The sequence below is a fragment of the Klebsiella huaxiensis genome (assembly GCF_003261575.2).
GTDB lineage: Bacteria > Pseudomonadota > Gammaproteobacteria > Enterobacterales > Enterobacteriaceae > Klebsiella > Klebsiella huaxiensis.
Window position 1 is genome coordinate 3,908,052 of record NZ_CP036175.1, and the last position, 14,627, is coordinate 3,922,678.

The 14,627-nt window shown below is 54.7% G+C and carries 13 protein-coding genes; 9 read left to right on the top strand and 4 right to left on the bottom strand.

Annotated features, from left to right (window positions below):
• Positions 1-103: 103 nt before the first annotated feature.
• The gene (locus DA718_RS18750) at positions 104-1,762 is read right to left on the bottom strand and encodes an ATP-dependent endonuclease (protein ID WP_112214665.1); all 1,659 of its coding nucleotides are present in this window, start codon (positions 1,760-1,762) and stop codon (positions 104-106) included.
• A 393-nt stretch (positions 1,763-2,155) separates the two neighbouring features.
• Between DA718_RS18750 and aqpZ the strand changes: the two genes are divergently transcribed.
• The 4 genes from aqpZ (at position 2,156) to hcr (ending at position 6,644) form a co-directional block, all read left to right on the top strand.
• The gene (gene aqpZ, locus DA718_RS18755; protein WP_110275400.1) at positions 2,156-2,851 is read left to right on the top strand and encodes an aquaporin Z; all 696 of its coding nucleotides are present in this window, start codon (positions 2,156-2,158) and stop codon (positions 2,849-2,851) included.
• 117 nt (positions 2,852-2,968) lie between these two features.
• Positions 2,969-3,868, top strand: coding sequence for a LysO family transporter (locus tag DA718_RS18760; protein ID WP_112214666.1), 900 nt, complete (start codon positions 2,969-2,971; stop codon positions 3,866-3,868).
• A gap of 143 nt (positions 3,869-4,011) precedes the next feature.
• Positions 4,012-5,664, top strand: a complete 1,653-nt coding sequence (gene hcp, locus DA718_RS18765) for a hydroxylamine reductase (protein WP_112214667.1) — start codon at positions 4,012-4,014, stop codon at positions 5,662-5,664.
• An 11-nt stretch (positions 5,665-5,675) separates the two neighbouring features.
• Complete coding sequence (hcr, locus tag DA718_RS18770; RefSeq protein WP_112214668.1) at positions 5,676-6,644, top strand: NADH oxidoreductase; 969 nt, start codon at positions 5,676-5,678, stop codon at positions 6,642-6,644.
• Positions 6,645-6,684: 40 nt separating this feature from the next.
• Here the strand turns inward: hcr and DA718_RS18775 are convergent, their stop codons facing one another.
• A complete protein-coding gene (locus tag DA718_RS18775; RefSeq protein ID WP_112214669.1) occupies positions 6,685-7,119 on the bottom strand; it encodes a DoxX family protein in 435 nt (144 codons plus the stop codon).
• Positions 7,120-7,270: 151 nt separating this feature from the next.
• On the opposite strand from DA718_RS18775, the gene poxB reads away from it, so the two are divergent.
• From poxB to DA718_RS18795, 4 genes are all read left to right on the top strand, one after another.
• Positions 7,271-8,989 (top strand): ubiquinone-dependent pyruvate dehydrogenase, encoded by a 1,719-nt coding sequence (gene poxB / locus DA718_RS18780; RefSeq protein ID WP_112214670.1) that lies wholly within the window; start codon positions 7,271-7,273, stop codon positions 8,987-8,989.
• A 154-nt stretch (positions 8,990-9,143) separates the two neighbouring features.
• Positions 9,144-10,142 carry a low-specificity L-threonine aldolase gene (gene ltaE / locus DA718_RS18785; protein ID WP_112214671.1) on the top strand — a complete coding sequence of 333 codons (999 nt, stop codon included), beginning with the start codon at positions 9,144-9,146 and terminating at the stop codon, positions 10,140-10,142.
• Positions 10,143-10,178: 36 nt separating this feature from the next.
• Positions 10,179-11,612 carry a DUF2867 domain-containing protein gene (locus tag DA718_RS18790; RefSeq protein ID WP_112214672.1) on the top strand — a complete coding sequence of 478 codons (1,434 nt, stop codon included), beginning with the start codon at positions 10,179-10,181 and terminating at the stop codon, positions 11,610-11,612.
• A gap of 95 nt (positions 11,613-11,707) precedes the next feature.
• Positions 11,708-12,721: an NAD-dependent epimerase/dehydratase family protein gene (locus DA718_RS18795; RefSeq protein ID WP_112214673.1), complete on the top strand. Its 1,014-nt coding sequence runs from the start codon at positions 11,708-11,710 to the stop codon at positions 12,719-12,721.
• On the opposite strand, the gene DA718_RS18800 is transcribed toward DA718_RS18795, so the two are convergent.
• Positions 12,718-13,548, bottom strand: coding sequence for an N-acetylmuramoyl-L-alanine amidase (locus DA718_RS18800; protein WP_112214674.1), 831 nt, complete (start codon positions 13,546-13,548; stop codon positions 12,718-12,720). The genes DA718_RS18795 and DA718_RS18800 overlap by 4 nt on opposite strands.
• A complete protein-coding gene (locus DA718_RS18805) occupies positions 13,545-13,868 on the bottom strand; it encodes a heavy metal-binding domain-containing protein (protein ID WP_112214675.1) in 324 nt (107 codons plus the stop codon). Before DA718_RS18805 ends, DA718_RS18800 begins: the two co-directional genes overlap by 4 nt.
• Before the next feature lie 117 nt (positions 13,869-13,985).
• On the opposite strand from DA718_RS18805, the gene DA718_RS18810 reads away from it, so the two are divergent.
• Positions 13,986-14,501 (top strand): lipoprotein, encoded by a 516-nt coding sequence (locus tag DA718_RS18810; RefSeq protein ID WP_112214676.1) that lies wholly within the window; start codon positions 13,986-13,988, stop codon positions 14,499-14,501.
• Positions 14,502-14,627 lie beyond the last annotated feature (126 nt).

Sequence of the window (14,627 nt, forward strand, 5' to 3'; positions counted from 1 at the left end):
CATAACTCTCATTTTTAGCTGTGCTTAATTTTTGTTTAACTGGAGTTGAAGCAAAAACAAAAAGAAGGGAGTGCCGGATGGGTGCCCGGCACCGATAAACAGGTTAATCTGCCCGCCCGCGAGCCAGCCACAGCACGCGGGAGAACATTTTTTTCAGCAACGCAGGGATGGCATCGACGCCGCGACGCCCGGCCTCCATCGCCACTTCAATCGCCAGATCTGGTTTTGACGAACGATGAATGGCTTTGGTTATCACCCGCCTCATGTTCATTGGTATATTCATCGGCAACTGCGCCACCCGGTGATAAACGCTATCAAACCCCTGGCGATACATAAAATGCTCCATATCCATCGCCGGTAACGTCGTCAAATGATCGCGCTCAAGAGTTCTGTCGTCGTTCAGCAGCCCGCGAACCGTCGCGGCATATTTCTTCCCTGCTTCATCACCATCTACCAACACATGCCACTCAATTCCCATTCGCCGGGCGAATTTGATTAGCGGTTTTAACCCCGACTGGGCAAACTCAATGACCTTGACGCCTTCCGCATCAAAGTGATGACCACACTGGCGGGCCAACTCGTTGATAACCCAGGTTTCCGTCTCCCCTTCCACCAACAGCCAGCAGCGGGCAAACAACGACGAGGAACGATTAAAACGGATATGAAACGCGATGCGACGACTGTCTTCGGCATTCATTCCGCCAGGGCCAAGCCGCCAGGCGGATACCCGGGAGGACTCGCGTACCAGTCGGCAAACGTGCTCGACGGGCGTTAACGACAGCAGTTCTCCGGAATTGGTGGTGGTCACTCGCTGCAACGGCAGTAAATTCAGCAGATGCCAGGCGACGGACAGCATGATGGGATGCAAACGGGTTTCCGGGTCCTCAACCAACAGCAACGGTCGCGCGTCGCGATCGAGTCTTACCGTGCCTTTTGCCTGCAGCAAGGTGGAAAACAAGCCCAGTAAAATCACCCGATGGCTACGACCACCGGGTTTGTCGATCATCCGGTTGATAATATCCAGATAGCGCCAGCTACGCTGTTCATCATGTGAATATCGACGCATCAAGCGGTTACGCGATTGCGCGCTACTTTGCTCGGCGAAATAGTGCTCCAGCAGTTGCACCATCGCCGACAGCCCCTGACGTATCTGACCATCGGTTAAATTTTGCGGATGATGAACCAGTTCACGGGAGAGAAAATCAAGCTGCCGGGCGGTAATCTCAATCTGCGGCGAATGCGGTACAGTGTCGTTATGGATCCGCCGCATAAAACGCGCGTCACGCAGGCGCAGCACCGGCATCAGCCGTACCAGATGGCGGGCCAGCTCATCGATATCGTCCAGATCCAGCGCTTCCCCTTCGCCGTTAATAAAACTACGCAGGGTCATGACGCTATCGTCATCGGCAAGCTCTCCTTCCAGGCGATAGAAAACCCGCTGATAGCCATCATCGCAGGGTACCCAGCAGTCGCTTAAGGGTCGATAGCGCCGAACACGATGGCGGCCAGGTTCATTTTCACGGAAAGTCAGAATGATATGCAGGTGGCGCTCGCGCCCCTGAACATCTCCGGGCGGAAACCAAAAATCCTCGCGGACAAAATGGTAGAGATCAAACTCCGGCGACAAGAGCAGCGTCAGAGCATCCAGCAAGCTCGATTTACCCCATGCGTTTTCGCCAATCAGTACGTTGTTTTGCTCAAGCATCAACGATAAACGATTGATACCGCGAAAACCGACAATTTCGACGCGCTCAAGATGCATATATCCTCCGCTCGGTGGTCACTTTCTCCTTCAGTTATCAGCAGTATAGCGAGGCAAACAGGAACATGACACTCCCGACGTGTCTGGGAACTCCGTCTCTCCGGCTTAAGAATTCAGAATGTGATTTTGCAGATGTCACTTATTTCAGAAAATAATTCATCATTAAAAACCGTTATTTTAATCATTTTTGCTCTACACTTTTAAGAATTCATCATGGCAAAAGGAATACCATCACCTTGTTCTAAATCAAATTACATCAATTTATTTAACTAGTCCCCGGATGGCAATCGTCCCTAGAATAGCGACGTTTTATTTTAATCGTCATTCTTTGTGTCGATAAATAAAGGCCGGCACGATAGTTCGTGCTTGTTTATGTTTTTTATTGAGGTGGTTATGTTTAGAAAATTAGCAGCAGAATGCTTTGGTACATTCTGGCTGGTCTTCGGTGGTTGCGGTAGTGCTGTTTTGGCTGCAGCATTCCCGGAGCTGGGAATTGGTTTTGCCGGTGTCGCACTGGCCTTCGGTTTAACCGTATTAACCATGGCGTATGCCGTCGGTCATATTTCCGGCGGGCACTTTAACCCGGCGGTCACTTTAGGATTATGGGCCGGTGGTCGTTTCCCGGCTAAAGACGTTATTGGTTATATTATCGCCCAGGTTGTCGGCGGTATTATTGCCGCCGCTATTCTGTACATTGTCGCAAGCGGTAAAGCTGGCTTTGACGCTGCCGCCAGCGGATTCGCGTCTAACGGTTATGGCGAACATTCTCCAGGCGGTTTCTCTATGCTTTCCGCCATTGTTATTGAGATTGTCCTGACCTGCGGTTTCCTGCTGGTTATTCACGGCGCGACCGATAAAAATGCACCGGCTGGATTTGCACCTATCGCTATTGGTCTGGCGCTGACCTTAATTCACCTGATCAGCATTCCAGTTACCAATACCTCTGTTAACCCGGCGCGTAGCACCGCGGTGGCTATTTTCCAGGGGGGTTGGGCATTGCAGCAGCTGTGGTTATTCTGGGTCATGCCGATTATTGGCGGCATCCTCGGCGGCGTGCTCTATCGCACCCTGCTGGAAAAGCGCAATTAATCTCCCCCTCCAGGCCCGGCATTGTCGGGCCTTTCTTTCTTTCGACTACTTTACTCAGTCCGGGGATTTGGGTAGTGTCAGTGACGCTATTTTCATTCTGCAAGGACCATGTCGTTCATGTTTTCGGGATTACTCATCATTCTACTGCCGTTGGTCGTAGGCTACCTTATTCCTCTCCGTCAGCCGTCAGCCCTTAAACTTATCACACGACTTCTGAGCTGGATTGTCTACGTTATTCTCTTTTTCATGGGGATTAGCCTCGCCTTTCTCGATAATCTGGCCAGCAACCTGCTGGCGATCCTGCATTATGCGGCGGTCAGCGTGGTCATTATCATGCTGTGCAATATTGCAGCCCTGATGTGGCTGGAGCAGAAAATGCCGTGGCAAAATAATCATCGCCAGGAAAAATTACCCTCGCGCATCGCCATGGCGCTGGAGTCCCTTCAACTGTGCGGCGTAGTGCTGGTTGGTTTCCTCATTGGTCTGAGCGGCTTGTCTTTTTTACAACATGCCACCGAAGCCAGCGAATATACGCTGATCTTCCTTTTATTCCTCATCGGTATTCAGCTACGAAATAATGGAATGACGCTGCGGCAAATTGTGCTTAATCGTCGCGGCATGATTGTCGCGGTAGTGGTGATGGTCAGCTCATTATTGGGTGGCGTCATCAACGCCTTTATTCTCGACCTGCCGCTGAAAACTGGTCTGGCAATGGCTTCCGGTTTCGGCTGGTATTCTCTCTCCGGGATCCTGTTGACCGAATCCTACGGGCCGGTTATTGGCAGTGCCGCATTCTTTAACGATCTCGCCCGAGAACTGCTGGCCATTATGCTTATTCCCGGCCTCGTTCGCCGTAGTCGTTCAACAGCGTTAGGTCTGTGCGGCGCGACGTCAATGGACTTTACATTGCCGGTGTTACAGCGTTCAGGTGGCGTGGAAATCGTTCCGGCAGCGATTGTTCACGGCTTTATCCTCAGCCTGCTGGTGCCTATTTTGATGGCATTGTTCTCCGCTTAATACCCCTCTGGCGGTAGGTCTCTATCGCCAATTTTGCGCTAAATCAATATCCCTGTAAGTTGTATCAGAAATACCTTTTCTCTACGTTCGCTCGAGCATAACCTTAAACATGTATATTAAATATAACTTTAAAAGGTGTGACCATGTTTTGTGTGCAATGTGAACAAACCATCCGTACCCCGGCAGGGAACGGCTGCTCTTACGCGCAGGGTATGTGCGGGAAAACAGCCGAAACGTCCGATCTGCAGGATCTGCTGATTGCTTCTCTGCAAGGCCTGTCCGCATGGGCGGTTAAAGCTCGTGAATACGGCATCATCGACCATGAAATTGATAACTTTGCGCCGCGTGCCTTCTTCTCCACGCTGACTAACGTTAACTTCGACTCCCCGCGTATCGTTGGCTACGCTCGTGAAGCTATTGCCATGCGCGACGCGCTTAAAGCCCAGTGTCTGAACATTGATGCCAACGCCGTGGTCACCAATCCGATGGCCGATCTGCAACTGGTCAGCGACGATCTGGGCGACCTGCAGCGTCAGGCGGCAGAATTTACCCCAAATAAAGACAAAGCGGCGATTGGCGAGAACATTCTCGGCCTGCGCCTGCTATGCCTGTACGGTCTGAAAGGCGCGGCAGCTTACATGGAGCACGCGCACGTTCTCGGACAGTACGACAACGATATCTACGCCCAGTACCATAAGATCATGGCGTGGCTGGGCACCTGGCCTTCCGATATGAACGCTCTGCTGGAGTGCTCAATGGAAATCGGCCAGATGAACTTCAAAGTGATGAGCATTCTGGACGCTGGTGAAACCACCAAATACGGCCACCCGACACCAACTCAGGTCAACGTCAAAGCGACCGAAGGCAAATGTATCCTGATTTCTGGCCACGACCTGAAAGACTTGTACAACCTGTTGGTACAAACCGAAGGCACCGGCGTTAACGTCTACACCCACGGTGAAATGCTGCCAGCGCACGGTTACCCGGAACTGCGTAAATTCAAACATCTGATCGGTAACTACGGCAGCGGCTGGCAGAACCAGCAGGTGGAATTCGCCCGCTTCCCGGGCCCTATCGTGATGACCTCTAACTGCATCATCGACCCAACCGTTGGCGCGTATGATGACCGTATCTGGACTCGCAGCATCGTTGGCTGGCCGGACGTGAGTCACCTGGAAGGCGATGACTTCGCGCCGGTTATCACCCAGGCGCAGCAGATGGCGGGCTTCCCGTACAGCGAAATTCCGCACCTGATTACCGTCGGTTTCGGCCGTCAAACTCTGCTGGGCGCTGCTGATACGCTGATTGACCTGGTGAGCCGCGAAAAACTGCGTCATATCTTCCTCGTCGGCGGTTGCGATGGCGCACGCGGTGAACGTAATTACTTCACCGACTTCGCCACCAGCATACCTGACGACTGCCTGATCCTGACCCTGGCCTGCGGTAAATACCGTTTCAACAAACTGGATTTCGGCGACATCGAAGGCCTGCCGCGTCTGGTGGATGCCGGTCAGTGTAACGATGCTTACTCGGCCATTATCCTGGCGGTCACCCTGGCGGAAAAACTGGGCTGCGGCGTGAATGACCTGCCGCTGTCTCTGGTGCTCTCCTGGTTCGAACAGAAAGCAATCGTGATTCTGCTGACCCTGCTGTCCCTGGGCGTAAAAAACATCGTCACCGGCCCGACTGCGCCTGGCTTCTTCACCCCGGACCTGCTGGCAGTTCTCAACGAGAAATTTGGTCTGCGTTCCGTGACCACCGTTGAAGAAGACATGAAGCAGTTGCTGAGCGCATAAGGAGTATTAGCATGACTTTGCCAACCAATCAGTGCCCATGGCGGATGCAGGTCCATCACGTTCACCAGGAGACGCCGGACGTCTGGACAATTTCGTTACTGTGCCACGATTACTACCCGTATCGTGCCGGACAGTATGCACTGGTCAGCGTACGTAACTCGGCAGAAACGCTGCGCGCTTACACTATTTCCTCTACGCCGGGCGTCAGCGAGTACATTACGCTGACCGTTCGTCGGATTGACGAGGGTGCCGGTTCGCAGTGGCTAACCCGAGACGTGAAGCGCGGCGACTATATCTGGCTATCTGATGCGATGGGTGAGTTCACCTGTGAGGATAAAGCAGAAGACAGGTTCCTCATGCTGGCTGCCGGCTGCGGCGTGACGCCGATTATGTCAATGCGCCGCTGGTTGGCGAAGTACCGCCCGCAGGCCGATGTGCAGGTGATCTTCAACGTACGTTCGCCGCAGGATGTGATTTTTGCCGACGAATGGCGTCAGTATCCGGTCACTCTGGTGGCAGAAAACAACGCAACCCACGGCTTTGTTTCCGGTCGACTAACCACCGACCTTCTGCAAAGCGTGCCGGATCTAACCTCGCGTACCGTAATGACCTGCGGTCCGGCACCGTATATGGACCTGGTCGAAAAAGAAGTGAAAGCGCTTGGCGTGACGCGCTTCTTTAAAGAGCAGTTCTTTACACCAGTAGCCGAAGCCGTCACCAGCGGCCTGAAGTTCACCAAGCTGCAGCCAGCGAAAGAGTTCTACGCGCCGGTTGGCACCACGCTGCTGGATGCGCTGGAGAGTAATAAGGTTCCGGTGACCGTTGCCTGTCGAGCGGGCGTTTGCGGCTGCTGCAAAACGAAAGTGGTTTCCGGCGAGTATACAGTCAGCAGCACCATGACTCTGACCGATGCGGAAGTTGCCGATGGCTATGTGCTGGCCTGCTCCTGCCATCCTCAGGGGGACTTAGTCCTGGCCTAACCCTAAATTGCCGGATGACGTTGCGTCATCCGGCAAATTTTTACCGCCAGACCGAATTTCCAGCCACGGCATAACGCCCAGCGCCCAGGAAGGCAATTGCCAGCGCGCCGATAAAGAAATAGACCAGACTCTCAATGGCCCAGGCCCCTACCGCGTCCAGCGCGAAGGTTTTGCCCGTCCCGACCATCAGCCAGGCGACGACCATTGTAAATGCCAGCACCAGCGCCGCCGGACGCGTCAGAATTCCCAGAATTAACAAACAAGGTGCAACAACCTCGCCCACTAATACGCCATAAGCGATAAAACCCGGCAATCCTTTTGCCACCAGCATATTGCTGATTCCCCCTACACCATCAAATAGTTTATGCAACCCGTGAAACAGCATCAGTCCGCCGACGGCAAGTCGTAACAAGAGTTTGCCAAAGTCGTCATGGGATAGCATTTTATTAACTGAATTTAACAGCAATTTAACCATCTGAAATGATTCCTGTTTACCACTTAATGTGTAGACAGATTATGCGCAATTTTCCCTAAGTAAAAGCAACTGAAAATGAGGGGGAACGACAGGCGTAATGGCTATTTTCATCTAAGCTTGTAAGCGTTATCACTAAAGGAGATGGAAAACCATGAAACAGACCGTGGCGGCATACATTGCTAAAACTCTTGAACAGGCTGGCGTAAAGCGTATTTGGGGCGTTACCGGAGATTCTCTCAATGGTTTAAGCGACAGCCTGAACCGAATGGGAACTATTGACTGGATGCCCACGCGCCATGAAGAAGTCGCCGCCTTCGCCGCCGGAGCGGAAGCGCAGCTGACCGGCGAGCTGGCGGTGTGCGCCGGTTCCTGTGGACCGGGCAACCTGCACCTGATTAACGGTCTTTTCGACTGCCATCGCAACCACGTTCCGGTGTTGGCTATCGCCGCCCATATTCCATCCAGCGAAATCGGCAGCGGCTATTTCCAGGAAACCCATCCACAGGAGTTATTCCGCGAATGCAGCCACTACTGCGAGCTGGTCTCCTCCCCGGAGCAAATCCCGCAGGTGCTGGCCATCGCCATGCGCAAAGCGGTGATTAACCGCGGCGTATCGGTCGTAGTGCTGCCTGGCGACGTGGCGCTAAAAGCCGCGCCAGAGAGCGCCAGTAGCCACTGGTATCACGCGCCGCTGCCTGAAGTGATCCCGCAGGAAGAAGAACTTAAAAAGCTGGCCCAGTTGCTGCGCTACTCAAGCAATATCGCCCTGATGTGCGGCAGCGGCTGCGCCGGCGCGCATAAAGAGCTGGTAGAGTTCGCCGCGAAGCTAAAAGCCCCCATCGTCCACGCCCTGCGCGGGAAAGAGCATGTGGAATACGACAACCCCTACGATGTCGGCATGACCGGGCTGATCGGCTTCTCCTCCGGTTTCCACACCATGATGAACGCCGATACTCTGGTGCTGCTCGGCACCCAGTTCCCCTACCGTGCCTTCTATCCGACGGACGCCAAAATCATTCAGATCGACATTAATCCGGGTAGCATTGGCGCGCATAGCAAAGTCGATATGGCGCTGGTTGGCGATATTAAATCCACTCTCAGAGCGCTACTACCGCATCTGGAAGAGAAAACCGACCGCAAGTTCCTCGATAAGGCGCTGGAACACTATCGCGATGCACGTAAAGGGCTTGATGATCTGGCTAAACCCAGCGAGAAAATCATCCACCCACAGTATCTGGCGCAGCAGATTAGTCACTTTGCCGACGACGACGCCATCTTTACCTGCGACGTCGGTACGCCGACCGTTTGGGCCGCACGTTATCTGAAGATGAACGGTAAACGCCGCCTGTTGGGTTCGTTCAACCATGGATCAATGGCTAACGCCATGCCGCAGGCCATCGGAGCGAAAGCCACGGCTCCGGAACGTCAGGTGGTCGCGATGTGCGGCGACGGCGGCTTTAGTATGCTGATGGGGGATTTTCTCTCGCTGGCGCAGATGAAGCTGCCGGTGAAAATTATCATCTTCAATAACAGCATTCTCGGCTTCGTGGCCATGGAGATGAAAGCCGGAGGCTATCTCACCGATGGTACCGAGCTGCACGACACCAACTTTGCCCGCATCGCCGAAGCCTGCGGTATCAAAGGCATTCGCGTAGAAAACGCGGCGGACGTTGACGAAGCGCTGCAAACCGCCTTCAGCACCGACGGTCCGGTGCTGGTGGACGTGGTCGTCGCCAAAGAAGAGCTGGCGATCCCGCCGCAAATCAAGCTGGAACAGGCCAAAGGTTTCAGCCTGTATATGCTTCGGGCGATTATCAGCGGACGCGGCGATGAAGTTATCGAACTGGCGAAAACCAACTGGCTAAGGTAAAAATATCCTTTTCAATTCATACACAAAATCCTTCGAGTTGCATCAAGGCGGCGAGCCCGAAAATTCCCGGGAGTATAGATAGCCAGGCGACCGGGGTTTGAGGGTGCAGCCAACGCAGAGGCAACGCGAAGGATGAAGTGTATAAGGATATGACATGATAGATTTACGCAGTGATACCGTCACCCGTCCGGGCCGCGCCATGCTGGAAGCAATGATGACCGCCCCGGTCGGGGATGACGTTTATGGTGATGACCCAACCGTTAACGAACTTCAGCGCTATGCCGCCGAACTGGCAGGCAAAGAGGCCGCGATCTTCCTGCCGACCGGTACTCAGGCCAACCTCGTGGGCTTACTCAGCCACTGCCAGCGCGGCGAAGAGTATATCGTCGGCCAGGGCGCACATAACTATCTCTACGAAGCTGGTGGCGCAGCGGTGCTCGGCAGCATCCAACCACAACCGATCGACGCAGCAGCAGATGGCTCCCTGCCACTGGATAAAGTCGCATCGAAGATTAAGCCGGACGATATCCATTTCGCCCCCACTCGCCTGCTCACCCTTGAAAACACCCATAATGGCAAAGTGCTGCCGCGTGAATATCTTAAAGAAGCATGGGAATTCACACGTGAACGCGGCCTGGGGCTGCACGTTGACGGTGCGCGTATTTTCAACGCCGTAGTGGATTACGGCTGCGAGCTGCGCGATATCACGCAGTACTGCGATTCATTCACTATCTGCCTGTCAAAAGGCCTCGGCGCGCCGATAGGATCTCTGCTAGTGGGGAGCCAGGATTACATTCACCGCGCCATCCGCTGGCGAAAAATGGTCGGCGGCGGTATGCGCCAGGCGGGGATTCTGGCGGCGGCGGGTCTGTATGCCCTGCAGAATAACGTCGAGCGTTTAAAAGAAGATCACAACAACGCCGCATGGATGGCGGAACAACTGCGCGCTATCGGCGCTGACGTTATGCGCCATGATACCAACATGCTGTTTATCCGCGTCGGCGAAGAACATGCCGCGCTGGGTGAATATTTGCGCGAGCACGGTGTGTTGATCAACGCCTCACCGGCCGTACGCCTGGTGACGCATATTGATGTTAATCGCCAGCAGCTCGCAGAGGTGGTGAGCCACTGGCAGGCGTTTCTGAATCGTTAAAGCGAATTATTAAGGTGAATCGTTAAGGAGTCCGGCGTGTCGCAACGAATTCTGGTGCTTGGCGCCAGCGGTTATATCGGTCAGCATTTGGTGAAAAGGCTCAGCGAGCAAGGTTTTCCGGTGCTGGCGGCGGCACGCCATATCGACAGGCTCAAAAAACAGAACCTCCCCGGCGTCGAGTGTCATCAGCTCGATTTAAACCAACCAGACACGCTCCCCGCTCTGCTGGCGCAGGCCGAAACTGTCTACTACCTGGTTCACGGAATGGGCGAAGGCGGCGACTTTATCCGTCATGAGCGTCAGGTTGCGCTGAACGTGCGCAACGCCCTACGCCAGGTCCCGGTCCGCGAAGTGATTTTCCTGAGTTCACTTCAGGTTGCGGAACAAGAGCAATCCGACCATCTGCGCGCCCGCCAGGTCACCGCCGACCTGCTGCGCGAATCAGGTGTCCCGGTCACGGAAGTTCGCGCCGGGATTATCGTCGGGGCGGGTTCCGCCGCCTTCGAAGTGATGCGCGATATGGTTTACAACCTGCCGGTACTGACGCCGCCGCGCTGGGTGCGCTCGCGCACAACTCCGATTGCGCTGGAAAATTTGCTCTACTATCTGGTGCAGTTGCTTAACCACCCCACTCACGAGCATCGCGTTTTTGAAGCCGCCGGGCAGGAGGTTTTAAGCTATCAGCAGCAGTTCACCCGTTTTATGGCGGTTAGCGGCAAGCACCGTCTGCTGATCCCCATCCCTTTCCCAACCCGCTGGATTTCGGTGTGGTTTCTCAATGTGATTACCTCCGTGCCGCCAACGACCGCCAAAGCGCTGATCCAGGGGCTGAAACACGATCTGATCGCTGACGATCGCGCCCTGCGGACCTTAATTCCGCAGCCGCTGATCGCTTTCGATGAAGCGGTGCGCCGCACGCTAAAAGAAGAAGAGCAACTGGTGAACTCCAGTGACTGGGGTTACGATGCGCAGGCCTTTGCCCGCTGGCGGCCAGAGTATGGCTACTACCCGAAGCAGGCTGGCTGCACCGTAAACACCTCCGCCAGCCTCACCGCATTGTGGAAAGTGGTCAATCAAATTGGCGGCAAAGAGGGTTATTTCTTCGGCAACGTCCTGTGGAAAACTCGCGGCGCGATGGATTTGCTGATTGGCCATCGGCTGGCAAAAGGCCGCCCGGAAAAAGAATATCTGCAGACCGGCGACGCGGTGGACAGCTGGAAGGTGATTATCGTCGAGCCTGAAAAGCAGCTCACGCTGTTATTTGGCATGAAAGCCCCCGGCCTTGGTCGCCTGAGTTTTACCCTGCACGATAAAGGCGATCATCGCGAGCTGGACGTTCGCGCCTGGTGGCATCCGCACGGTATGCCAGGCCTGTTCTATTGGCTGCTGATGATCCCGGCGCATCTGTTTATTTTTCGCGGCATGGCGCGGCGCATCGCCCGGCTGGCGGAGCAAATCACCATCAAATAGAGTATACGCGCAGAATTCTTTCATGATTCCCATTGCATCGCAGTCAGAATCACGGAAAATGCGCACGAAATTCTTTTTTGGAACAATAGAGCGATATGAAGGTACTGGTTACCGGTGCGACCAGCGGATTAGGCCGCAACGCGGTGGAATATCTGCGTAACAAGGGCATCAGCGTCAGAGCGACCGGACGTAACGAAGCGATGGGCAAGCTTCTGTGCAAAATGGGCGCCGAGTTCGTTCCCGCAGACTTAACCGAGCTGGTCTCCTCGCAGGCCAAAGTTATGCTCGCCGGTATAGATACCCTGTGGCACTGTTCCAGCTTTACCTCGCCGTGGGGCACCCAGCAGGCCTTCGATTTAGCCAACGTTCGCGCCACCCGTCGCCTCGGTGAATGGGCTGTCGCCTGGGGTGTGCGCAACTTCGTGCATATCTCTTCACCATCGCTCTATTTTGATTACCATCATCATCGCGATATTCAGGAAGATTTTCGTCCAAACCGGTTCGCCAACGAGTTTGCCCGCAGTAAAGCGGCAAGCGAAGAGGTGATCAATTTGCTGGCCCAGGCTAACCCGAATACCCGTTTTACGATTTTACGCCCTCAGAGCCTGTTTGGCCCGCACGACAAAGTGTTTATCCCGCGCCTGGCGCAGATGATGCAGCACTACGGCAGCGTTCTGTTACCGCGCGGCGGCAGCGCGCTGGTGGATATGACCTATTATGAAAACGCAGTGCACGCGATGTGGCTCGCCAGCCAACCGCAGTGCGACCGTCTGCCTTCGGCTCGCGCTTACAACATCACTAACGGCGAACCACAAACCCTGCACAGCATTGTGCAGAAGCTTATTAATGAGCTGGGGATTAAGTGCCGCATCCGTTCGGTCCCTTATCCAATGCTGGATATCATCGCCCGCAGCATGGAGCACTTTGGCAATAAGTCAGCTAAAGAGCCCGCATTCACCCACTACGGCGTCTCTAAGCTGAACTTTGATTTCACCCTCGACATCACTCGCGCCCAGCAGGAGCTAGGCTACCAGCCGGTGGTGGCGATGGATGGAGGCATCATCCGTACCGCTGCGTGGTTAAAAGACCACGGTAAACTACACCTCTAGCCCCTACCGTACTTTTCCAGCAGCGCTTCAGCAATCGCCAGCGTTTGGGCATCGGCAACGCCATCCCAACGCGCGGGGCGGAAGTGCATCTGGAAAGCCATAATCACTCGCTTCTGCTGCGCTGGGGTCATTTCCGGCGCCACCTGATAGCCATAACGCGACAGCACGTCCAGCAGCTCTGCCGTATCCACCGGTTCGTATGATGGGCGGCCTTGTAGATAAAAAGTCACCCGCTGCGCATCCGGCCACGCGCCTATCCCCTGCTCCGCAAGCTTGTGCCACGGGAAAAGCGGCCCCGGATCGTCTTTGCGCTGCGGGGCAATGTCTGCATGGGCAACGACGTTCTGCGGCGCAATGTGATAGCGGGCGATAATATCTTTCGCCAGCGGGATCAGGGCGTCAATCTGCGCCGGATTAAACGGCGTGAAGCTTTTTACCCCTGCCGTTTTTTGCCAGCCGCGATTCTCCAGCTCAATGCCAATCGAAGTATCGTTAATGCGCGTACTCCCGCGCCAGAAACTGATGCCCGCATGCCAGGCCAGATCTTCTTCCGGCACGAGCTGCCAGATCCGCGGCTTGCCGTTATGTCGCGGCGGTTTCTCTGGGATCAGGTAGTGGGAACTCACCTGATTATCCGTTAGCGTCGCCAGCGAAACGTCAAAATCATCGGCAGTGTAGTGAATCACCAGCACCTTGATGCGCGGATAAGCCGCCTGCGCCGGGTGGCGCGTATCCAACTGGTAGCCGTCGCGATCGATAATCCCTTTATCCGTGGCGCAGCCCGCCAGCAGCAGCGCGAGCAGGACGCCAGCCCGGCAAATTCTCATCGCCGGGTCTTCACCGCAGTGCCGCTGACGCTCACCATCAGCATGCTGCTGTCTTTACCGACGGTTTCGTAATCAATATCAATACCGACTATCGCATCCGCGCCCAGCGCTTTCGCCTGCTCGCTCATCTCTTCGAAAGCAATTTCACGCGCCTTACGCAACTCTTTTTCATAGGCACCGGAACGACCGCCGACAATATCGCGAATGCTGGCGAAAAAATCGCGGAATACGTTGGCACCGAGAATTGCTTCCCCCGTGACGACGCCGCAGTATTCGATAATCGGCTGACCTTCCAGGGTCGGAGTGGTTGAGAATTGCATGGTGAGACTCCTTCTTTAGCGTTCAATGCGTTAGCTCTAAGGGTCAAGCACAATCCCTATCTGATACACTATGCTTGTAAAGATATTCTAACGTAGTGAGCTTATAAGGAAATCATCATGCGCTACAAAGTTCTTGCATTAGTCCTCCCTTGCGCGCTGGCGCTCAGCGCCTGTACTACCGTCACGCCTGCCTACAAAGATAACGGCACCCGCAGCGGCCCTTGCGTCGAAGGCGGTCCGGATGACGTGGCGCAAAAGTTTTATGACTACCAGGTGCAGAATCGCAATAGCGATTTAACCGCGCTGCGTCCATATCTGAGTGACGACCTGGCGAAGCTACTGAACGATGCTCGCCAGGACCCGTCAAATCATACCCTGCTGCAGTCTAACCTGTTCTCCAGTAGCACAACACCTGCCGACAGCGCCGATGTCGCCAGCGCCTCCACGATCCCTAATCGCGATGCGCGTAATATTCCGCTGCGCGTTGAGCTAAAACAGGGGACGCAAAGCTGGAAAGACGAAGTGCTGATGATTCAGGAAGGGCAGTGCTGGGCCGTTGACGACGTGCGTTACCTCGGCAATAACTCCCACGCGCCAGCAGGTAGCCTGCGTCAGAGCCTCGAAAAACGCTAATTCAGGTGTTTTAACAGATCCAGCCAAATCAATAACCCCGGTAAAATGTCGGTATTCTTTCCAGTAATACCGACATTTACTCCCCTCGCCTTCACGAAGCCATATTTTGTGCTACCTTTAAATGTA